At 43.9% G+C, this 23180-nt stretch carries 18 protein-coding genes; 7 read left to right on the plus strand and 11 right to left on the minus strand.

Annotated features, from left to right (window positions below; translation table 11 throughout):
* Nucleotides 1–11 precede the first annotated feature (11 nt).
* Nucleotides 12–491 carry a pyrimidine dimer DNA glycosylase/endonuclease V gene (locus Q4549_RS17245; protein WP_303553679.1) on the minus strand — a complete coding sequence of 160 codons (480 nt, stop codon included), beginning with the start codon at nt 489–491 and terminating at the stop codon, nt 12–14.
* A gap of 320 nt (nt 492–811) precedes the next feature.
* On the opposite strand from Q4549_RS17245, the gene Q4549_RS17250 reads away from it, so the two are divergent.
* Nucleotides 812–1702, plus strand: a complete 891-nt coding sequence (locus Q4549_RS17250; protein ID WP_303553678.1) for an NAD(P)-dependent oxidoreductase — start codon at nt 812–814, stop codon at nt 1700–1702.
* Between the two features lie 437 nt (nt 1703–2139).
* Entirely contained in the window at nt 2140–2517 is a 378-nt protein-coding gene (locus Q4549_RS17255; RefSeq protein ID WP_303553677.1) for a hypothetical protein, read from the plus strand.
* Between the two features lie 51 nt (nt 2518–2568).
* Here the strand turns inward: Q4549_RS17255 and Q4549_RS17260 are convergent, their stop codons facing one another.
* The 3 genes from Q4549_RS17260 to Q4549_RS17270 all read right to left on the minus strand — a co-directional run bounded on the left by Q4549_RS17260 (nt 2569) and on the right by Q4549_RS17270 (nt 4464).
* Entirely contained in the window at nt 2569–3231 is a 663-nt protein-coding gene (locus tag Q4549_RS17260; protein WP_303553676.1) for a cation transporter, read from the minus strand.
* Nucleotides 3232–3359: 128 nt separating this feature from the next.
* Nucleotides 3360–3578: a DUF6500 family protein gene (locus Q4549_RS17265; RefSeq protein ID WP_303553675.1), complete on the minus strand. Its 219-nt coding sequence runs from the start codon at nt 3576–3578 to the stop codon at nt 3360–3362.
* 10 nt (nt 3579–3588) lie between these two features.
* Nucleotides 3589–4464, minus strand: a complete 876-nt coding sequence (locus Q4549_RS17270) for a WYL domain-containing protein (protein WP_303516122.1) — start codon at nt 4462–4464, stop codon at nt 3589–3591.
* A 404-nt stretch (nt 4465–4868) separates the two neighbouring features.
* On the opposite strand from Q4549_RS17270, the gene Q4549_RS17275 reads away from it, so the two are divergent.
* Together Q4549_RS17275 and Q4549_RS17280 are read left to right on the plus strand one after the other, a co-directional pair.
* Nucleotides 4869–6248, plus strand: a complete 1380-nt coding sequence (locus Q4549_RS17275; protein WP_303553673.1) for a glycosyl hydrolase family 8 — start codon at nt 4869–4871, stop codon at nt 6246–6248.
* 70 nt (nt 6249–6318) lie between these two features.
* Complete coding sequence (locus Q4549_RS17280) at nt 6319–7662, plus strand: cellulase family glycosylhydrolase (RefSeq protein ID WP_303516117.1); 1344 nt, start codon at nt 6319–6321, stop codon at nt 7660–7662.
* Nucleotides 7663–7711: 49 nt separating this feature from the next.
* Here Q4549_RS17280 and Q4549_RS17285 read toward each other — a convergent pair whose 3' ends face one another.
* Both Q4549_RS17285 and Q4549_RS17290 read right to left on the minus strand, forming a co-directional pair.
* The gene (locus Q4549_RS17285) at nt 7712–8722 is read right to left on the minus strand and encodes an MBL fold metallo-hydrolase (protein WP_303553671.1); all 1011 of its coding nucleotides are present in this window, start codon (nt 8720–8722) and stop codon (nt 7712–7714) included.
* A 130-nt stretch (nt 8723–8852) separates the two neighbouring features.
* On the minus strand, nt 8853–12053 hold the full coding sequence (locus Q4549_RS17290; protein ID WP_303553669.1) for a diguanylate cyclase: 3201 nt from the start codon (nt 12051–12053) through the stop codon (nt 8853–8855).
* A 281-nt stretch (nt 12054–12334) separates the two neighbouring features.
* Here Q4549_RS17290 and Q4549_RS17295 point away from each other — a divergent pair, with 281 nt between their 5' ends.
* Entirely contained in the window at nt 12335–13318 is a 984-nt protein-coding gene (locus Q4549_RS17295) for a phosphotransferase (protein ID WP_303553667.1), read from the plus strand.
* Nucleotides 13318–14274 carry a 3'(2'),5'-bisphosphate nucleotidase CysQ gene (locus Q4549_RS17300; RefSeq protein ID WP_303553665.1) on the plus strand — a complete coding sequence of 319 codons (957 nt, stop codon included), beginning with the start codon at nt 13318–13320 and terminating at the stop codon, nt 14272–14274. Before Q4549_RS17295 ends, Q4549_RS17300 begins: the two co-directional genes overlap by 1 nt.
* Nucleotides 14275–14350: 76 nt before the next feature.
* Here the strand turns inward: Q4549_RS17300 and oppF are convergent, their stop codons facing one another.
* The 5 genes from oppF to Q4549_RS17325 all read right to left on the minus strand — a co-directional run bounded on the left by oppF (nt 14351) and on the right by Q4549_RS17325 (nt 19901).
* A complete protein-coding gene (gene oppF, locus Q4549_RS17305) occupies nt 14351–15340 on the minus strand; it encodes a murein tripeptide/oligopeptide ABC transporter ATP binding protein OppF (protein WP_137672665.1) in 990 nt (329 codons plus the stop codon).
* Between the two features lies 1 nt (nt 15341).
* Nucleotides 15342–16316 carry an ABC transporter ATP-binding protein gene (locus tag Q4549_RS17310; RefSeq protein WP_303553663.1) on the minus strand — a complete coding sequence of 325 codons (975 nt, stop codon included), beginning with the start codon at nt 16314–16316 and terminating at the stop codon, nt 15342–15344.
* A 15-nt stretch (nt 16317–16331) separates the two neighbouring features.
* A complete protein-coding gene (gene oppC, locus Q4549_RS17315) occupies nt 16332–17240 on the minus strand; it encodes an oligopeptide ABC transporter permease OppC (protein ID WP_137672663.1) in 909 nt (302 codons plus the stop codon).
* A 9-nt stretch (nt 17241–17249) separates the two neighbouring features.
* Nucleotides 17250–18170 (minus strand): oligopeptide ABC transporter permease OppB, encoded by a 921-nt coding sequence (gene oppB / locus Q4549_RS17320; protein WP_137672662.1) that lies wholly within the window; start codon nt 18168–18170, stop codon nt 17250–17252.
* 102 nt (nt 18171–18272) lie between these two features.
* Nucleotides 18273–19901, minus strand: coding sequence for an ABC transporter substrate-binding protein (locus Q4549_RS17325; RefSeq protein WP_303553659.1), 1629 nt, complete (start codon nt 19899–19901; stop codon nt 18273–18275).
* A 562-nt stretch (nt 19902–20463) separates the two neighbouring features.
* Between Q4549_RS17325 and adhE the strand changes: the two genes are divergently transcribed.
* Complete coding sequence (gene adhE / locus Q4549_RS17330; RefSeq protein WP_303553657.1) at nt 20464–23136, plus strand: bifunctional acetaldehyde-CoA/alcohol dehydrogenase; 2673 nt, start codon at nt 20464–20466, stop codon at nt 23134–23136.
* Nucleotides 23137–23180: the final 44 nt, after the last annotated feature.

A 23180-nucleotide genomic window follows, 5' to 3' on the forward strand; every position in this document is an offset into this window, starting at 1 on the left:
AAAACAACTACCTAGAACTCGAGTTTTTGATTCACCCAAGCTGGCATTGGTCGCTTAGTCCATTTTGCAAACGACATTTTCTCAGCTAAATAAAACTGGCGATAAGCCTCTACCGCATCCCCCGTTTGTTTATATTCAAGAGGCATAGCTTGAGCGAATTCGGTCAGGCCCTTTTGGCTATAGTGAAACTCGGTAAGCTTTTCCAACACCGCCATCGATTTATGGTCTGTCTCTTTGTTATAGCGATAACGGTACTCTCGGTTTAGTTCTATTGTTAATTGCTTAAGCCACAAAAAATTGTCATAAGATTGCTCAACCCAAAGCACACAAGGGTGGTTAAGGTGAGTAGATTTGTAAGGCGTAGTAAATCCTTTTTTATTTAAAGCGGTACACAACATTTGAACGCTTTCTAAAATCATTTTTACCACATGTTGGTCGCAGTGAAACTGCGCGCAGCGTTTAATATCATGGTCCAGAATAAAAATGTTCATAAGATTTCTCATGTGGATTGTATAAGCTGCATCCGCTCTATTGAGCAGTGCCAGTGACAATAATTTGAAGTTATAAAATCACTACGTAGCTAAGTGCTCAATCGATTAGAACAGCTTGCATTTTTTATCGCTTTCAATGGCCACAACAACTCACTATGTTGAACTAGCAGTGCGCTTTGCCATTGCACTAGTAAAACAAGTCAATTTGTCGAAAACTTACGCTAAGTTCAGTGAACCGTTTACATTGAACTAGTTCAATGTAAACATCATTTTACTGATTGCCGCTAACCACTTGCTTAAACATTTAAAGGGAATACACGATGAGTAAAGCACCTCTAACCACTGTTGCATTTATTGGCTTAGGAACAATGGGTTTTCCTATGGCTGGACATTTAAGCGACAAAGGCTACAAGTTGGTGGTGTATAACCGCACCGATGCCACAGCAAAACGCTGGTTAGAGCAATACACCGGCACGCAAGCCTTTACTCCAGCAGAAGCCGCCGCCCAAGCCGATGTAATTATTACTTGTGTGGGCAACGACCAAGATGTACGGGCTGTATGCCTTGGCGAAAATGGCATTATGTCTGCAGCCAAACCAGGCAGCATTTTAATCGACCACACCACCGCATCTGCTGAATTAGCACGTGAGTTATATAGTGCAGCTCAACAACATGAATTAGCATTTCTAGACGCCCCGGTATCTGGCGGTGAAGCGGGTGCAGTAAACGGCGCATTAACAGTCATGGTGGGTGGCGAGCAAACCACCCTAGATAAAGTGGAGAGCTTACTTGGCAGTTATGCCAAAGCCGTTACCTTAGTAGGTTCTGCAGGCTACGGACAAACCTGCAAAATGGTCAATCAACTTTGTATCAGTGGTATTTTACAGGGCTTGTCTGAGGCTTTACAGCTTGCGAAGGCGGCTGACCTAGACATTGATACCGTTGTGGGGGTATTGCAACATGGCGCAGCTGGAAGCTGGCAACTAACCAATCGAGCAAAAAGCATGGCAAACAACCAGTTTGATTTTGGATTTGCGATAGACTGGATGCGTAAAGACTTGGCCATTTGTTTTGATGAAGCTGACAAGCTAGGTGTGCCGCTACCATTGGCAAAACAAGTTGATGAAGAGTATGCCAAATTGCAGCAACGTGGGTTCTCACGTGCTGATACCTCAGCCTTAATCAAACAATTTGATCAAGAAGCGCGATAAGTTGCACTCAAAAAAAACCTAAGGCCGCAGGCCTTAGGTGGGAGTCACGCGAGAACGTGAATATATAAAATAAAATAGAAGTTCAAATAAAGCGAAAAGTGCGAAACATTCAGCCTAACAAGACGGCAATAAGGGAAGTGTTTATTGCCTGCATGTTTAAATAGGCTTTCAATACCTCGCGCAGCGTCAGTGGCTCAAACCAACAACATCTTCGCTAGCACACTAGTAATACTAACCCATCTTGAGAGAAGCCACTTAGATCCAGCATGATTCGCTGTAAGCATTACTATACAGATTATTCGAGAGCTAAAGAAAAGCCGATTGTTCAGCTTTAGCTTGCGCTATACCTAGAGCTAGACTAAGCTCGCGTGCAATTGTAGTTGGCAACTTTGATTGCCCATTACGCTACTTATTTCCATCTTTACTAGGTAACAATAATGACTCTTATTGCCGTTCCAGATTTAGCGAAACCAGAAGCTAAAAGCCATCACAAACCACGCCATTTGAAAAAGTTAGCGATTGGTCCTTTCGCACAAACCTGCGCAGAGATTAGATTTATTGCTGATATCGAGAAATTTGACGAAGTAGACGCTGCACTTGCCGCGACTCAACAGCAGCAAGGTTGGGATTTGTTTATTGCTTACTTTAACGAGCAATACCACGTAGCAATCAACTTCTTCACTGAGCAAGCTGAGCTAGAAGCTGTTGTTGCACAAGCAAACGCCACTATCGTTGAAGTACTAGGCAATGTTGAACTGCAAGTTCTTGCTGGTGATGCAAATTATGGCGATTGGGATAGCTGCTACGCAGAGTAAGTCGCATCCCATTTTTATTGGCGCAAATCCTCGATTAGCGCCAATAATGGCCTAATAGCCGAGTTCTACTTGGTTAATTTGTTGTAATTGTTTCACGGCACTCAAGGTCATTTTTAACGGCACCCAAATAAAATACGCTGAAGCCAGTATAACCATCACCGGATCAGCATACACAGCAAATTCTGCATACCGTGTTTTAGTCAGCACAATCGCAATGCCAAAGCCCATTAACACCGACGCGCTAATAACACTGTCCATTAACCATTGCTTTGCTTCCGCATCTAACAGCGCCGACTGAGAACCATTTTTACTTAAAACCCAATATGTTGCGACACACCCCACGACATTAACAAGGCCAAAGATTAACGCCAATCCTGTATCAACATTACGCCCGCCATGAATAATGGCCAACACAGCAGTAGCAAAAGACACCAGACACATCACGCTAATGGCTAAACCTTTAAAAGCTACAACCGCAGGCTCAATCATCAGCGCTTTGTTGGGTTTATCATCAAATACAGGGTGCTTCTTTAGCGCTAAGGAACCTAGTGATACCAAGGTGAGCGCTAAACTGACTAAGGAGTAAGCACCATCGAATACAATCACTAAAGAACCAGCCCATAACCCTAAACTGATACCCAGTAATGCAAAAAATAAAGAAGAGAAACTAGAAAAGCTTAACAGCGCTTTTTCGGACCAACTAGAACCAAACATTTAACTACCAATGGCGCAATTAAGCGACACAACCTTCTATTAAACAATAAAAGTTCGCCATTCTAGTGGGTAAATAATCTACATTCAAGAGTACCACGCTAAAGCCAATAGTACGCTTTTCCTGGCAATTACTGCTCGGACTCAACTAAGGCCTTAATTTTGTGGGCTTTTTCAAAATGATTAAGCTGATGGGTACTTATCCACCAGCTAGCGGCTTCCATTAGCAAAACAGGATCATCATTTTTATTGGCGAAAAACGCATAAAATGACAGCCCTACATCGCTCCCTTTGCTGGCCATTTTCTTATCGCACACTGTCACAATATGTTGTTTAAGACTGGCTCGCATTTTGTTCCCCTTATTCGCTAGCTGTCCAACCAGGCGCAATAGCCAAGCCCGCCACACCTTTAAGCACTGAACAGTCTTTTAAGGCTAGCTGATACTCGCCACCACTTAAGCTATGTGCAGTCGAACAATCTACATTCCATTGGCGCAGCAAATAACCTGCTAACGCAGCCCTTACTTCTAAGGTTAGTAAGCCATTATGCATCGCGTAGTCCAGCTCAATGGCCTGTGGGTGAACCAAGCTTGGGTGAGCAATCAGCTCAAGCTCAACAATGTGATTCCACTGTTTATCGTATTCACGCGCCTCTAAGGTCTCGATAGACTGATCCAGCACAGCAAGCTGGGTAAAGCGGGTGCATACAAAATCACGAAAACTGCCACTCACTCGGTCAAAAGCACGTACATGCCAACGGTGACCATTATTAACCAAGCTATGCGGAACGATCTCTCGGCTAGATTCCCCCGATGAAACAGACAAATACAAACATTGTAGGGGAACACGATGATGAATGGCGCGCATAATAGCCGCAATAAACTCTGCTTTAGGATGCACCAAACGAACGGCGTCAAAGCAGGTATCACTAGGTTCTAGTGGAAATGATAAGCCGTCGCCAAAACCATGAGATAAGCCGGTTAAAATGGCTTCTGGATTATGGGAAAACAAGGGACTAAATTGATCACGTCTTAAATAGCGACGCGCCTTGTGATCAAGGAAAGCATTATTGGGCGCAAACTGCTTGTAGCTTGATAAATCTCTAGTTGCAGCCGCAAGCCCAGTTTGAAAACGGCTAATCAAATCGGCTCGGCTTACTTCACCAAAATATTCTAAGCTAAAATCGATAAACGCTAGGCGACTGCGTTGCCCATGACTTAAGTCTTTTAGTTCCATTAATCAACACCCTACATTCCTAGAAAGAAAAAATATTAACAAGGGAGCCTTAGACAGGCAATCATTTTGATTAGCACTTATTTTAGTTCTGGTAGGCAGCAAACAATATTGCAATTTGTTACTTCCATAGCACTATAAATATCAAATATTGATCATTATTTTTTACATCTCAAATTGATTTTTAATCAAAACACCTGCCGTAAGCCGCAAAACAAGACGATGCCCATGAAATCAATTTATATTTAATTATCAAAAACTTAAAAAATAATCCTGTTTTACATCACACATCTACGTCACATAATTTTAGCCCCAAGCCTTAGCCTGCCCCAACTCAATATGTACAAAATATAAACTACAAATGTTAACGCTAACAAATACAAAAATAAAAAAAATAAGGACATAAAATGAAGCCTTTTATAACTACGCGACCACTCTTTAGCTGCGCACTGTTTAGCTCAGTGTTACTACTAAGTGCTATCGGCTTTTCGGCAGAAGCAGCGCTTAGCAAGCAAAATTTAGCCAACTCCGGATATTGGGGTGGCATTTTGCTACCCGATAACAACGCAATTAGCGCCTCTGAGTTGAACACCATTTACAATCGTTTTGTAGACAATTACATCGTGAATATTGGTAGCGATAAAGCACGTGTTAAATGGGGATCTGGCGGTGCATTGCGTGATGGCAGCGGAAACGTAAGTAAGGATGCTTACGCTACCGCCTCCGAAGGCATGGGCTACGGTATGCTGATTACCGCTTATGGCAACGACAAGACTCGCTTCGATAAACTGTACCGTTTTTACAAAAAAACTATTGATGATAACAACGCTGCCTTAATGCCTTGGTTGGTATGGGACAACGCCTCTCCAGTAACTAATCAAATTTGTTACGGCATTGTGGGTCAAAACCAAACCTGCTTTGGTGCCGGCGGTGGCGGCCCTGCTACCGATGGCGATGTTGATATCGCGATGGCCTTATTTGTTGCCGCAGACAAATGGAGTGGTACCGGTATTGATTACCGGGCTGAGGCCATTCACATCGTTAACGAACTACACGACAACTGGCTGCATTGGTGTGCTGACGATGGTGGCACTTGGGTTGTAAAACCTTACCAAAAATCTAATTTTGATCCCTGCAAAGACGAAATTGATGCCTCTTACTCTATTCCTGCTTTTTTCCGCTTCTTTGCAGAAGTGGCCGCATTAGACAGCAAAGTAAGCAACACCAACGATCGCTGGAACTCAGCTGCTCGTGATTTATATGCCAAATTGCTAGATAAACAAAAAGCGGGCCCTAACGGAGACAAAACCTTTGTGCCTGATTGGATGAAGCTAGACGGCAGCGCTGTATCCGGTCGCAGTACCAATTACGGTTCAGACGCTTCGCGTATCCCTTGGAGAGTGACCATGGATTACGCCTGGTATGGCACAGACGAATCACGTAACTGGACGCGCCGTTTAATCAATGACCTTGTCAACGATTCTAACAACGGAGACATATCAGGTATTAAGGCCGATATCGCTCAAGCTACTGGCAATAGCGCCGGGTACAACGGACGGTCATTCTCTGGCGGCTTTGCCGTTGCAGCCATGCTTTATGATTGGTATCCCGCTAACGCAAACAACTACACCAACCATTGGGTTAACGAAACCCTCAATGGCAGTTTACCGTGGAACATAGGTGCTAACGGTTATGAAAATGCCAACAACGATTACTACGGCATGGCTTTATCAGCGCTGTATGCGCTAACTCTAACCGGCAATACCTATAAACCTGCGGCGAACTGACAACAAACCTGCAAGGGTTGGCTGTGCCGTACAACCCTTGCTTAACCCGCAACTCCAAATGGAACAGCTAATGAACAAGCTAAAAAGAGTGTTGTTATTACTTGTAATTACTAACCTAGCATACGGATTAAATGCCGCGACATTAACCGATAAAAATGGCCAAGTAATGCGAGGGACACCGATGATCCTCGGTAAACCTTATGCAAAATCCAGCGGCACTGTCACTACCAATATTGAATCGTGGAGGAAAGTAAAAAACTTAGGTTTTAATACCGTTCGAGTAGCGTGGGTTGACCCCTTTGTTGCTTGGGATCCAAACTGGACACCTAAACCAGGGGCTAATTGGTCGGTAGATGAAGTGATTCCCTACCTAGATATCGCAGTAGCCAACGCGACTAAAACCGGTACCAATATCATCATTAACTACCACCACGTCGGCGAATTTCAACGCACTCGTGGTTTTGGCATGATGGCTGAGTTCTGGCGTAAAGTGGCGAGCCGCTATAAAGATAATGACTTGGTATATTATGAGTTGAACAATGAACAAGCTTGGAATGACGCAGATTACAAGTCATCTGCTTTTATGGAGCCAATGCGACAGGTCTACCAACAAGTAAGACGTGATGCGCCTCAACGCCATATTATTATGTTCTCGTTCCATTCAATGGCGCTGAATATGAAAAGTATCGTTGATCAATACTCATGGATTGATTGGAGCAATACCTCAGTAGGTTTTCACTTTTATGGTGCGCCTAACGGCAACATGAACCAAGAAATTGCCCACTTAAATGACCTGCTAAACAACTACCCTACTATTTGTACTGAGTGGGATTACTTAGGCGAAGGCCATAACTACGTTAAACGCTACTATGGTTATGATGTAAACGCCCAAGCCCTAGAAGAGTTACAACAATCATCAATTGATTGGCGTGGTTGGGGTGAATCTGATCTCGGTAATACCCGTGACAAATGGGTTCCCGATGCTAAACAAAAAGGTTACTGGTGGGGAGGCAACAACGGCGGTGGCGACAATGGCGGCGGTGACAACGGTGGTGGTGATAACGGCGGCGGAAATGGCGACAATACAGTCGTGGTTAGAGCGCGCGGTACTAGCGGTGGTCAATCGATAACCTTGCGCATCAATAACCAACCAGTACAAACTTGGTCACTCAGCAGTAGTTACCAAAACTATAGCGTTAATACCTCATCGTCAGGTGACATGCTAATTGAGTACACCAACGACCAAAATGGTGGTGATGTACAAATTGACTACCTAAGCATTAATGGCCAAGTCCGCCAAGCGGAAGACCAAACGTACAATACAGGTGCTTGGGCAAACGGCCAATGTGGCGGTGGAACCAAAACTGAATGGCTGCATTGTAATGGTGGCTTAGGTTTCGGTAGTACTAACTAACAAATTTAAGAACTGGCACTAGTGACGAATCATTTCTCGTCACTAGTGCTTATTTTAATCGCAGTGTTTCACCAATTGCCATACTCACAAACTCACCTTGTTTGGTTTGTTCGCTCAGCTCTATTAACTGCTCTGCAGGCTCCATCACTGGCTCAGCGGTTAAAGGGTAAGTGCCCCAATGCATGCCAATAGACAGTTTTGAGCGCACATCATTATGAATCATAATCGCCTCAGGCACGTTCACGTGCTGGTCTTTCATAAAATCGCGAGGGGCGTAGGCTCCAATAGGGATAAAAGCTAAATCTATCTCACCCGCCCATTGGCCAATCTCTTTGAAGTCGTAAGGGTTGTAACCAGTATCTCCGGCAAACCACAAACGTTTGTTATCTACTTCAATTAACCAACTGGCCCAATGGCTTTTATTGCGGTCAAACAAACCACGTGCCGACCAATGCTGGCTAGGCGTAGCTGTAATGTTTGTATTTGCTCGCTGTTCTGAATCCCACCAAGCCAATTCACTAATATTGTCGCTATCTACCCCCATTTTTTCAAACCACGCGCCCAGGCCCTCGGGAACTAAATAATGGGTAGAGTTACCTAAGGCTTTAACTGCCATTTTATCTAGGTGGTCATAATGATTGTGTGAGATCACCACAAAATCAATCTTTGGCAAATCTTCCGGATTAAAGGTAAGCGGGACTAATCGTTTAGGGCCAGCAAAACTCACCGGCGATACGCGTTCACTAAACACGGGGTCTGTAAGAAAAGTAACACTGGGTAGCTGCACCAAGAAACTAGAGTGGCCTAGCCAGGTAATTTTATTGGTTTGCTGTGGGTTATTGATTAGCGCTATATCTACCTTTTGACGCGGAATATCGCTGGCCTGGGCAGCTTGGTCAGCCCACACTTGCTCGCCAAAATAGCGAACATACAAAAACTTGAAAGGGTTTTTCTCTATAGGAGGAATATGGTTGTTTTGATACACCTTATCCGACGAACTACACGCCACAATCAGGCCTACGGTGAACACTACAACTAGCCCAGTTAACAACTTCGCCACTATCAATCCTTTGGAATTACACTCAATAATATTGCCACTGTAAAAGTTCAATAGCGCTTAAGGCAAGTACCAGAGCAATAAAAAAAGCGCTAGCCACCCGCTAACGCTTAATCTTCACAGCTAGAAAAAATTAATCTAAAACAAACTCTTGGCTTAAACTCATCACGCTAACGCGTCCTTTTCCTTCAGCTTTAGCGCGATATAAAGCGCGATCTGCTTGTTTAAGCAGCCAATCTTCATTTAGGTCGGCATGCTCTACTCCACCGCAATCGGTGATACCAATTGAGCAGCTTAAATCTGGCAATTCGGTCACTAACTCTGGTTTATCAGCCCAAGCACTCAATTCATTCTTGAAGTGATTTCGGTTCTGTAAATTAGTGAGTAAACGCTCTGCGGTAAGTTTTGCTTGAGCATGATTTGCACTAGGAAACACCACCACAAATTCGTCGCCGCCCCAGCGCGCAATAATGTCTCCAGCACGCATGGTTTGTACTAATAAATCGGCAAAGGCGCTAAGCACTTTGTCGCCGACATCATGGCCAAGTAAATCATTAACGATCTTAAAGTTGTCCAAATCGATATAAGCCAATGAACAATGATAAGTGCCATTTTGCTGCTCAAACATCACCAATTCTTGGTCTAATCGAGCCAACAAAGCTTGGCGATTAAATAAGCCCGTCAGCGAGTCTGTGGTCGACATTTTCAGCAAATTTTCGCGGTGTTTTAGTTGCTGTAATTGGCTGCCTAACTGGCGACTGATAAGATTTAAAGTGTCTTGATCTTGTCTATCGAAGTAACGGTTACTGTTAAAGTTACACAGCGTTAAAGCGCCATAAAGGTGCTCATCAACAAAAATAGGTAAACAGGCTAATGAGTTATACGTCGCCCGTTTTCCATCTTCACCTTTGGAGCTAAAACTGTTGTTTATCCAGGTAGTATGGTTATCTTCAATATGGGCTAAGTAATGTTGTACTTGTTCTTCGGGAATCGCTTTTCCTACATGAGTCCACTCTGTCCAACCTTCAGAAGTAAAGTGATGAATCATGCCGACTTGCACGGTAAAGTTGCCACACACCAGTTTTAAGCTCTCAACGGCTAAATCCATGGTGCTTTCAAAACGCTCAGGCAATGATTGCATTCGGCTAATCAACTGCATCTCGCGCAGCCGCTGCTGCACTTGCCGTAACTGAGTATCTTGCTTGGCATTACGCACCAAATCGAGCAAGTTTAAAGAAACATCGTTTAGCGGAAACTTCTCAATGTCTTTAGCATAAAAGGCATTACGTTTATCAATAACCTTTTTTATACCCTTAAAAATTTCGGTGAAACGCGGCAAGACTAAGGATTCGCACATAGCTAAGCTAGATAGCAGCAATTTATCGCACGCTTCCCAGTTACCTTGTCGGCTATAGACTTCCAATAACTCGGTACTGCATTGCGGCAGTAAGCGGCTATCCATATCTACAACTTCGCCTAACAAGGCGGGCGCTTTTTCAAAGATTTGCTGAGCCTCATCGAGTCGGTCATCTACAACATCAAGTGAGCCTTGCAATAATGCTCTTAAAAAGGCACCAGTACTGGACGGGTTAAATGGTAAACCTTGCATGCGTTCTAAACACTGCTGGGCGCGCGCTAACTCGCCTAATTTAGTATGGCAAAAGCCTTTTAAACTAAATACATCGTAAAGGTTACGAAAAGGAAAGTGAGTCATTTGGCGTATACGACAAATTCTCACCAACTGCTCTAATACGTCACAGGCTTGCTGATAATCTCGGGTACAAAAATACAGCCACGCAAAGTTGTACAAAGTAACCACTAATTCCGAATAATCACCGGTATGGCGAGCAATAGAATAGGCGGCTAGGTATTGCTGCTGTGCTTCTGGGTACTTTTCCAACAAGGTATTGAAGTAACCGGTACCGTTATACATTCTTACCCGTTCGCTGGCTTCACCCAGTTCTTCGCGAATACGCGAACTTACTGCAAAACAACGAAAGGTAGCGTGGTAACGGCTAATGTAAGAATAAATAATGCCTTTGCTGTGATAGCTGGCGGCAATGCCTTGGCGGTGCCCCATACGGCGAGCCAGTATCAGTGCTTGCTGAGTAAAATCTAGCGCAATAGTTGAATCGAGTTCTTCATAAAACCGCAAATACGTGTAGTAGTTACGCAGTGCATACAAGCGTGAACAATCCATATTGTATTGTTTCAATACTTTGTCTAGATGTTCAAACTCAAGTAACTGTAAAGGTGTAGATGACTTATCGTGAGCATAAAAGTTCACAAATAAAGATTGCGCTAACAAGTGCCCATCAACCGCTTGCCCAGCCAACTCTAAGGCTGCTTCTGAACATTGCATCGCTTCTTCAAAGCTTTGCTGCTGCACCAGGGTAATACTTAACAAATTAAGTAAATGTACCTTATTAAACGCGGGCTCTAAGGTTTCTTGAAACACTTGCAGCAACTCTAATTCGGTCACCGCAGAATTCAACTCGCCTTGATAAAGTAAGGCTTCGGCTAATTGAAGCTGCAAGCTAGCTTTTGTAGCATCGTCTAAATCGTTGCTTTCAAGCATTAAACGCGCCGCCGTTTCAGCTTCTGGCCAAGCCATAAAAGCAATATTTTCGGCCACTAAGGCGTCTGCACTTTTTATACAATCGCGATATTGCCAACGTGCTTTTAAAGGCGATTGGCTTGCAGGTACTTTGTGAATCAGCGTGGTGTCGTCTAACCAATCTAGAAACCCTTCCCACGCCTCATCGTCTTGGCGATTGGCTAAGGCATATTGAGTATCAATTGATACCAATACCATTAGCGGAAGGTTAGGTTTTTGATTGACCAAAGCTTTGACCAGCTGAATGGCCGAAGCAGAAGCAAAGTGCCAACCACTAAGCACTACCAAACAAGGCTCTAGTACCAACAGTTCGGTTAACTTAAGGATCGCTTTTTCAATAGACTGCTGCTCAAAGTACAAATCATCCACTATGACCATTTCACTACGGGAATAGGGTTTGCCTTCTAACATGTCGCATATATTCTGCTGCAGAGGAACAAAGTCGGTGACTTTTTGTGATAATTCTTTGGCAGTATATGGCGAGCATTCAAAGCGAGCGGTTAATAAGGCAAACAAAGCACTATAGGGCGAATAAGCACTAAGATTGTTGAGCGTAATCATGTACATCGGCACTGCTTGCTGCTCTGCAAAATCAGAAGCACAACGCGCTAAGTTTTCAGGGTCGGAACACTGGAAAAAGCTAAAACTTGCTTTGTTTTGCAGCGCTAATTGCCAGTCAATGGTCAATCGCTTAGAGAAATGGTCTACTTGGGGCATACTTGAAATCGCCCTCCCAGGCAAACTTGAACACTCGCTATAGTAAGATATTTACTCAATAATCGATGCCAAGATGGTCACATAAAGCTCGGGAAAAAGCCTATATATACAGCTAGATAATAAAACTGATAACTTGGTCAACTTTATTTAGTGTTAAGCTCGCCAACGCTGAATCAAACAGCCCATGGGTAAACAACAAAAATTAAACTTGATAGTCAACACTCGTGTTTAGGTGCTCGTATGTCGTACTATATCTAGATACTCGAACCATAATTATTTTAATGTCTTTAAGTACCCAACAACAAGCAAAACTTTGCCAAATAAACCAAGCCAAACAGATTCACCATAGCGAGTTGATTCAGTCACTATGGGGCGGATATGGCGAATTACTAAGAGTGCACTTTAAGCAGGGTTTGCGCTCTAGCCTAGTGGTTAAAAATATTCGCTATCCTGAGCAAGTAGAACACCCTCGCGGATGGAATACTCAAAGCTCTCACCAACGTAAAGTTCGCTCTTATCAAGTTGAACTTGCTTGGTATCAACACTTTGCAGCAGCCTGTGATAACAACTGTTACGTTCCAAGCTTGTTAGACCTAAGTGCAGATAACAATCAACAATGGCTGGTTCTTGAAGACTTACATACTCTCGGTTTTAATCAAGTAAAACAACAAGTAAGCGTAGAACAAGCCTTGGTATGTGTGCGTTGGCTGGCTTACTTTCATGCGCGTTTTTTACAAGCCCCAGCAGCAAAACTTTGGCAGCAAGGTAGCTACTGGCATTTAGCTACCCGCCCAGACGAACTCGCCGCCATGGAAGATAGTCCACTCAAGCAAGCAGCGACGGCCATCGACCAACAACTACAAAACAGTGACTACCATTGTTTGATTCACGGTGATGCCAAACTCGCTAACTTTTGCTTTAACCAAGAGATGAACCAAGCAGCAGCGGTAGATTTTCAATACGTGGGCAAAGGGTGTGGTATTCAGGATTTAGTCTTGTTTATGGGCAGCTGTTTAAGTGAACAGCAATGTTTTGAACAACAAGACCATTTTCTTGAAGTCTACTTCCACCAGCTTAAGCAGGCTATTTCGCACTATAAGATAAGCTTAGTAAACGTTGCCGAGCTAGAACGTCAGTGGCGCGCGTTATATCCCTTCGCCTGGGCCGACTTCCAGCGGTTTCTGCTTGGCTGGAGCCCTGATCATTGGAAGCTCAATAGTTACAGCGAACAACAAACCCAGCGTGCGCTTAAGGCCTTAGCTTAGTGAATAGCAATAATCATCCATCAATATCCTGCCCATTTAGCACGGCGAACCTTGAGCAGCTTAAGCAACTCGCCATTGAAGCCGCGCAACAAGCCGGAGAGTACATCGCCGCCTTCCCGCGTAGCTCGCTAGAGGTTGATCACAAATCTTCAGCCCTAAGTTTAAGTGCGCAAGTGGTAACTCAGGTTGATGTGCACTGTGAGCAATTGATTTTAGAACACTTGAAGCAGGCTACTCAGCAATTTGAGCTGGCGGTATTAGCCGAAGAAAATACTCAGCAACACAGTCTTAGCCAACACCCAAGGCTCACTCAGCCAGCATTTTGGGCCATTGACCCTCTTGATGGCACCCTCCCCTTTATTGAAGGCGGTAATGGTTGCGCGGTGTCTATCGCCCTTATAAACAAGCAAGGTCAGCCATTGATTGGAGTGGTATACCTTCCCTTCTCCAAAGTTTTTTATCACAGCTACTTTGACGTGAACTCCCATCAATACCGAAGCATTAAACAGCAGCAAACGCTTAGCCTTAGCACTGCTAATACCAGCCAAGCCTTAGTATTCTACTGCGATAGAAGTAGCTTGAAAGAAGCTTACTTTAGCCCACTAAAGCAGCAGCTAAGCGCCTTAGCAAATCGTTTAGGCTATCAGGAGCTAGTAATTAATCATCAGGCTGGCGCGGTAGTAAACGCTTGCTCAGTAATGGACAGCAATGATGCCTTTTACTTGAAATTGGCTAAGCGCAACGAAGGCGGTGGCAGCATTTGGGATTTTGCCGCTACCGCTGCTATTGCGAGGGGAAGAAAAGCGTGGGTAAGTGACAGTATGGGTCAAACCCTAGCGCTAAATAACTCAGGTTCTAGCTTTATGAATCAGCAAGGCGTGTTGTATGCCAGCTCCCAAGATATAGCTGAACAGATTTTAGCTTTAAAGCTGAATCAACAATTCAGTGATATCTAAGCTCAAAGCTACCAAGCGAAAGCTAAGCAACAAAAAAAGCCAGACAAGTGTCTGGCTTTTTATTACCGACTAAGGCTTACACTGCAGTATGAATACAGCTCACTGAGTGATCGCTAGTACCTTCCAACTGCGGTTTTAACTGAGCACACTGCTCGGTAGCAATTGGACAGCGAGTGCGGAATACACAACCCGATGGCGGGCTAATTGGCGACGGTAAATCGCCTTCTAGTAAATCAATGGTTTTGTTACGTTCCAAATCAGGATCAGGAATTGGCACTGCCGACATCAAGGCCTTAGTGTAAGGATGCGTAGGTTTATCAAAAAGTGCTTTTGATGTGCCCAGCTCTACCGCATTGCCCAAATACATCACCAACACTCGGTCAGAAATGTGCTTCACTACCGATAAATCATGAGCAATGAAAATAAGGCTAAGCCCCATTTCAGCCTGTAACTCTTTAAGTAAGTTAACCACCTGAGCTTGAATCGATACATCTAAGGCAGAGACCGGTTCATCACAAATAATCATCTTAGGTTTTAAGATTAGCGCCCGTGCAATACCAATACGTTGACACTGACCACCAGAGAATTCATGCGGATAACGGTTAATAACGTTAGGCAGTAAACCTACTTTGGTCATCATCTCTTTTACCTGCTGCTTTACTTCTGCCTTGCTCAGCTTGGGGTAAAAGGTTTGTAAGGGCTCGGCAATAATATCGCCAACGGTCATACGCGGGTTTAACGAAGCCAGCGGATCTTGAAAGATCATCTGAATCTCTTTACGTTTCTCACGTAGTTCTTTATGTGGCAATTTGGTTAAGTCTTGGCCTAACCACACCACCTTACCCGCTTCGGCTGGCACTAAGCCAATCACCGCACGCGCAAAGGTAGATTTACCACAGCCAGACTCACCAACCACACCCAAGGTTTCACCTTGATAGAGTTTTAGTGATACGCCGTCTACCGCTTTTAAGGTAGCAGCTGGCGCCCAAGGTAAACCTTTGTTGTTCTTAATTTTGAAATAGACTTTTAAATCCACTACGTCCAGCAATAAGGCTTTATCACTCATATTATTGGCCTCCGCTTAAGTGGAAGTTGTCATGGCAAGCACGCTGACGCTGATCGCCAAAAGTGCTTAGTTCAGGTGTATGCTGACGACAGTGATCGCTCACTCTGTGGCAACGCTCCTGGAATGGACAGCCCTGCGGAAGCTTTAACAAGTTAGGTGGATTACCCGGAATTGTTGGCAGTATTTCGCCTTCGGTATCCAAGCGTGGAATCGCTTTTAACAGGCCTTCTGTATAGGGGTGGCTTGGTCGATAGAATACGTCTTTAGCGCTCCCATATTCCATGGTTCGCCCAGCGTACATCACCAGCACTTTGTCACAAATACCCGCCACAACACCTAAGTCGTGAGTAATCATAATAATCGCCGTATTAAACTCACTTTTTAGCTCGTTTAACAAAGTCATTATCTGCGCTTGAACGGTAACATCCAAGGCAGTGGTAGGCTCATCGGCAATCAATAATTGTGGTTTACATAGTAAGGCCATCGCAATCATTACGCGCTGGCGCATACCGCCAGAAAACTCATGTGGATACATCGCCATGCGCTTTTCAGCTTCTGGCATTTTCACCGCATCTAACATGCGCACAGCTTCTACATGGGCTTCACGATTACTCATGCCCTTGTGCAAACGCAATACTTCTTTAAGCTGCTCACCTACTTTCATATAAGGGTTGAGCGAAGTCATTGGGTCTTGGAAAATCATCGAGATTTTCTCAGCACGAATAGCGTTTAACTGCTGTTCAGGCAAGTTAAGCACTTGCTGACCATTAAATAGCGCTTCGCCAGAAATGACGCCGTTTTTCGCCAGTAATCCCATTAAAGCAAAAGCGGTTTGGCTTTTACCAGAACCCGATTCACCCACAATGCCTAAGGTTTGTCCGGCTTCTAGTGAAAAGGTTAAATCATTCACTGCTGTAACACTGCCTTCAGGAGTTGAAAACTCCACGCGAAGGTCTTTAACATCTAATAAACTCATTGTTATACCCTTGCCTTACCGATCTTTCGGATCTAAGGCATCACGTAAACCGTCGCCTACATAGTTAAAACTGAATAGTGTGACAACCATAAATGCCGCTGGATACAGCAATTGCCAAATGGCAATCTCCATGGTCTGCGAGCCATCTTGTAGTAGTGCGCCCCAAGATGTCATTGGCTCTTGTACACCTAAACCTAAAAAGCTTAAGAATGACTCTGTAAGAATCATTTGCGGCACCAGTAAAGTGGCGTACACCGCCACAATGCCTAATACGTTTGGCACAATATGGCGAGTAATGATCTTCCATTTTGATACACCACATACTTCGGCGGCTTCAATAAACTCTTTGTTTTTAAGACTTAGAGTTTGGCCTCGAACAATACGCGCCATGTCTAACCACGATACTGCACCAATCGCCACAAATACCAAGAAGATGTTACGGCCAAAAAAGGTCACCAACAAAATCACAAAGAACATGAATGGAATGCCATAAAGGATCTCTAGCAAGCGCATCATAACTCGGTCTACTGTGCCCCCCAAAAAGCCAGAAGTGGCGCCATACAAAGTGCCAATAAGCACCGCAACAAATGCCCCCATTACACCAACAAGTAACGATATTTGACCACCTAATAAGGTACGTACAAACATGTCTCTACCTAAAGAGTCGGTACCAAAATAATGGCCACTCTCGATAGACGGTGCATGATGCATAGCGCCCCAGTCAGTATCGTCAAAAGCAAACTCACTAAGGTGCGAGCCAAATGCCACTAACAAGGTAATAAATACTAAGATGCCCAAACTCACCATCGCCGCGCGGTTGCGCATAAAGCGCATGCGGGCGTCTTGCCACAAGCTGCGACCTTCAATTTCCAATTTATCGGCGAACTCGCTAAGCGCTTCGCTGTTCTGTTTATTATCTAACATAGCAGCCTCCTAGTAGCGAATTTTTGGATCGATGAAGGCATATAAAATGTCGACAATCGCATTGAAAATAATAGTGAAACTACCAATCAGAATGGTTAAACCCAATACTAAAGAGTAATCTCGGTTAAGCGCGCCATTTACAAATAACTTACCAAAGCCCGGTAAACCAAAAATGGTTTCAATCACTACCGAGCCAGTAATAATACCGACAAACGCTGGCCCCATGTACGACACCACGGGCAGCAGTGCAGGACGTAAAGCATGGCGCAATATGATATGGCGATAAGGTAGGCCTTTAGCTTTAGCGGTACGGATAAAATTGGAGCTTAGTACTTCAATCATGCTACCGCGCATAATCCGCGCAAAAGACGCAACGTAAAGTAAAGACATGCCAAGCATCGGCAATATGATGTACTGCAGTTGCCCCCCATTCCACCCGCCTGCGGGGAGCCATTGCAGCTTAATGGCGAAGATATACACCAAGGTAGGGGCTAATACAAAGGAAGGCATCACCACCCCGGCCATTGCCGTAGACATAATACTAAAGTCCATCCAGGTGTTTTGTTTAAGTGCCGCTAGCGTGCCAACAGACACACCCATTAATACTGTGAATATAAAGGCGATAGAGCCAATTTTGGCAGACACCGGTAGGGCTTGCGCCACTAACTCATTCACGGTGTAGTCTTTATATTTAAATGAAGGGCCAAGGTCGCCTTGAGCCAAACTGCCTAGATAGGAGAAGTATTGCTCCAAAACCGGTTTATCTAAACCGTATTTCGCCTCGATGTTGGCGAGGACTTCAGGCGGTAGTGAGCGCTCACCAGAGAAAGGGCTTCCCGGGGCAAAACGCATCATGAAAAAGGTGATAGTAATCAATACCAGCAAAGTGGGGATTGCTTCTAACATTCGTTTTAAGATGAACTTAATCATACAAGTATCCAGCTTTTATTTATTTTCGTTGCGCACTATTACCTAGCTAACAACAAAATAAGGCACCCTGATAAGCAAGGTGCCTTATTCAACAAACATCAATTATTTAGCGATGATGTATAGATCTTTAGTGTAAATTTTATCTTCCGCGTTATTCATTGGGTAACCACCCACTGTTGGTTTAACCAAACGCGCATTTACATAGTGGTAGATAGGTGCAAGCGGCATATCTTGAGCAAGTTGCGCTTCCGCTTGACGGTAGTTATCACTGCGAACGGCATCGTCTACAGCAGCCATCGCACCATTCATGAAGCCATCGTAAGCAGGGCTATTGTAGAATTGGTCGTTGTTACCGTTGTTGCTTTGCATTAACGAAAGGAAGGTAGACGCTTCGTTGTAATCACCACACCAACCCGCGCGAGTAACATCGTAGTTACCGTTACGGCGGTTATCTAGGAAGGTTTTCCACTCTTGGTTTTCAAGGTTAACTTTAACACCCAACGTTTTCTTCCACATAGACGCTACCGCAATAGCAATTTTCTTGTGGTTCTCACTGGTGTTATACAACAAAGTAAACTCTAGAGGCTTGTCTTTACCGTAACCTAGCTCGGCCAGTAACGCCGCTGCTTTAGCGTTACGCTCTTTTTGTGTCCAGGTTGCGTAATCTGGCGTATCAACTTGTAAGCCAGCCACTTTTTGGTGAGCAAAATTGTAAGCTGGCAATTCGCCTTTACCTACAATGAACTTAGCGACTGCATCACGATCAATGGCGTAAGACAAAGCTTTGCGCACTCGAACATCGTCAAACGGGGCTTTTTTGTTGTTAAAGCCGTAGTAGTAAGAACATAAGTAAGGCGTTACTTTTAACGAATCTGGCTGCTCTTTTTGCATGCGCTTAAAGTGCTCATTGGCCATTTCGTAAGTCATATCAATTTCACCGGCTAAAAAGCGGTTCATATCGGTGACTTGGTTTTCGATTGGCAGGTAAGTTACTTTGTTAATAACGGTACTGTCGTTATCCCAGTAGTTTTCGTTACGAGTCATTACGATTTTTTCGTTAACCACCCACTCGCTCACTTTATAAGCGCCATTACCCACGAAGTTTGCCGGTAAAGTCCACTTGTCACCAAATTTCTCTACCGTTGCGCGGTGAACTGGCTTCAAGGTGGTGTGAGAAGTCATTGCTACAAAATATGGTAGCGCCTGCTCAAGTTTGATTTCTAAGGTGTAGTCATCTAATGCGGTAACCGCTAATTCAGACGCGTCTTTCTTGCCATCAATAATCTCTGCAGCATTTACCATGGTAGTCATTTCTAAGTACCAAGAGTAAGGAGCGGCAGTTTTTGGGTCTACAGCGCGTTTGAAACTATATTCAAAATCGTGAGCAGTTAATGCGTCGCCATTTGACCACTTTGCGTCTTTACGTAGGTGAAAAACGAATGTTTTGTTATCTTTAGTTTCCCATGACTCTGCTACTCCAGGCACTAAATTGCCATCGCCGTCTTGGTTTACTAACCCTTCAAGAAGCTCTCGAATCACGTTTGATTCAGGAACACCTTCGGTTTTATGAGGGTCCAAAGAAGCAGGTTCAGTACCGTTACCACGGACTAATTCTTGTACCGGCGCAAGTTTAACGCCAGCGGGAACATCTGCAGCAAAAGTAGCGGTAGTGAAGGTACTTAGTATTACGGCGCTAACGAGGCTAGCCGCGAGGGTTTTAGCAGTTTTCATTTTCATCTCCATATTGACACAGTGAGCTATATTTTAGCCTTCTGTGATATTTCCATTCACTTTACATGAATATTAAATCAGTACAATATTCTAATAAAAAGCTCATACACGCCAGATGCTACACTCGAATAACAAAAACGACAAATAATAAGTTACCTTTTACAGCCCATTCATCCCTATTATTCTCGCAAATAAATAGTTTTTTATTGTTAAAGCACTAAGTTAAGCTAACCTCTAACAATTATTGTTAATGATCAGTAAAAATCACTTTTAATTAGAATTACCACCCTTTTGTATTACAAAAGAATATGGTTAAAATTACAATAAATGTTCAAAAATTACACCAATCGCTAAATATCGCTGTATTTATTTAGTGATTTTTTTACATTTGTAACTTAGCAACACATGATCTGGATCAAGTGGTACCACTAAAGGGCTATTATAATCGCTGGTGAAAGTTAATTACTAAACCACTAAAGCGACATAACGGTCTACGATTTTCAGATTCGAATTAGACAGTATCGGTTTACTAATTAGTTTTAGTTTAAATGAGGAGAACAGGATGCCTGTAGGTAATATTGATGAGTTAAACGCAATGGTTGCTCGAGTAAAGGCAGCGCAAGCTGAATTTGCATCTTTTGACCAAGAACAAGTGGACAAGATTTTCCGCGCTGCGTCACTCGCTGCTTCTACAGCACGTATTGAACTAGCTCGTATGGCGGCTGAAGAGTCTGGCATGGGCATTATGGAAGACAAAGTGATCAAGAACCACTTCGCTTCTGAGTTCATCTACAACAAATATAAAGACGAACCAACTTGTGGCGTTATCGACCGCAACGACGAAGGCGGCACAATTACTATCGCTGAGCCAGTGGGTATTGTGTGTGCAATCGTACCAACTACTAACCCAACGTCTACAGCCATTTTCAAAGCTTTAATCAGCTTGAAAACGCGTAACGGTTGTATCTTCTCTCCGCACCCACGTGCTAAAAACTCAACTAACTTCGCTGCTAAGCTTGTGTTAGATGCAGCAATTGCAGCGGGTGCTCCAAAAGATATCATCGGTTGGATTGATACTCCTTCTGTTGAATTGTCTAACGCATTGATGAAGCACGATGACATCTCTCTTATCCTTGCAACTGGTGGTCCAGGCATGGTTAAAGCTGCTTACTCTTCAGGTAAGCCTGCTATTGGTGTTGGCGCGGGTAACACACCTGTTGTTATCGACGAAACTGCTGACGTTAAACGTGCTGTTTCTTCTATCTTAATGTCTAAGACTTTTGATAACGGCGTAATCTGTGCTTCTGAGCAAGCGGCAATCATCGTTGAATCTAAGTACGACGAAGTAATGGCCCGTTTCGCTAAATATGGCGCAGCAGTACTAAGCAAAGCAGACGCTGATAAAGTACGTAAAGTACTGCTTATCAACGGCGCGCTTAACGCTAAAATCGTTGGCCAACCAGCATACAAAATTGCTGAACTAGCCGGCGTAACAGTACCGAAAGCAACCAAAATCTTAATCGGTGAAGGCTTAGAAGCGTCTTACGACGATGAGTTTGCTCACGAGAAATTATCTCCAACGCTAGGTGTGTTCAAAGCGAAAGACTTTGAAGATGCTGTTCGCCAAGCGGGTATCGTATTAGACATCGGTGGTGTTGGTCACACATCTGTACTTTACACCGACCAAGATGCTAACGCTGATCGTATTGCTTACTTCGGTGACAAAATGAAGACTGCACGTATTCTTGTGAATACACCTTCTTCACACGGTGGTATTGGTGACCTTTACAACTTCGAATTAGCTCCTTCATTAACGCTAGGTTGTGGTTCTTGGGGTGGTAACGCGATTTCTGAAAACGTGGGTCCAAAACACTTAATCAACAAGAAAATTGTAGCGAAGCGAGCTGAGAATATGTTGTGGCATAAACTTCCTAAATCTATCTACTTCCGTCGTGGTTCATTACCAATCGCTATGGACGATCTAGATGGCAAGAAACGCGCACTTATCGTGACTGACCGTTTCTTATTCAACAATGGTTACATCGACGACCTTCGCTCTATTCTTAAAGAGAAAGGCATGGAAGTTGAAGTATTCCACGAAGTTGAAGCTGACCCTACATTAACAGTAGTAAAAGCCGGCGCTGCAGCATGTCATAGCTACCAGCCTGACGTTATTCTAGCTGTTGGTGGTGGTTCACCAATGGACGCTGCGAAAATCATGTGGGTAATGTACGAGCACCCAGAAACTGATTTCGAAGACCTATCAATGCGCTTTATGGATATCCGTAAACGTATTTACAAGTTCCCTAAAATGGGTTCTAAAGCAGAACTAGTATGTATTACTACTACTTCTGGTACGGGCTCTGAAGTAACACCGTTCGCCGTTGTAACTGACGATTCAACCGGTCAAAAATACCCATTAGCTGATTACGAACTAACGCCTAACATGGCAGTAGTTGACGCTAACTTAGTAATGGATATGCCTAAGTCTTTATGTGCCTTTGGTGGTTACGATGCGATTACTCACGCTATGGAAGCTTACGTTTCTGTACTAGCCAACGAGTACTCTGACGGACATGCACTACAAGCACTTAAATTACTGAAAGAATACCTACCTAGCTCTTACGCTAATGGTAAAACAGACCCAGTTGCTCGTGAGAAAGTTCACAATGCTGCAACTATCGCTGGTATGTCTTTTGCGAATGCCTTCTTGGGTGTGTGTCACTCAATGGCGCATAAACTAGGTGCTGAGTTCCACGTACCACACGGTTTAGCAAATGCGTTGTTGATTTCGAACACCATTCGTTACAATGCAACTAACAACCCAACTAAACAAACTGCATTCTCGCAGTACGATCGCCCTAAAGCGCGTGCTCGTTATGCTGAAGTTGCGGCACACTTAGGTTTCACTGCAGGTAACACTGAAGACAAGATTAACGCATTGTTAACATGGTTAGATGAAATGAAAGTGGCGCTTGATATTCCACTATCAATTCAAGCAGCTGGTGTGAACGAAGCTGACTTCTTAGCGAAAGTTGATGAGCTAGCGGTTGACGCGTTTGATGACCAATGTACTGGTGCAAACCCACGTTACCCATTAATCAACGAATTGAAGCAAGTACTACTTGATTCATACTACGGTCGTCCATACACCGAAGCAGCAGACAGTGCTGAAGCTGAGTCTCAAAAAGCTAAAAAACCAGCGGCTAAGAAAGCAACTAAAGCGAAAGCTTAATTGCTAACTAAGTCCTGAACTATAAGGCCCCGTTTACGGGGCCT

The organism is Agarivorans sp. 2_MG-2023 (assembly GCF_030548085.1).
In the GTDB taxonomy this organism is placed as follows: domain Bacteria; phylum Pseudomonadota; class Gammaproteobacteria; order Enterobacterales; family Celerinatantimonadaceae; genus Agarivorans.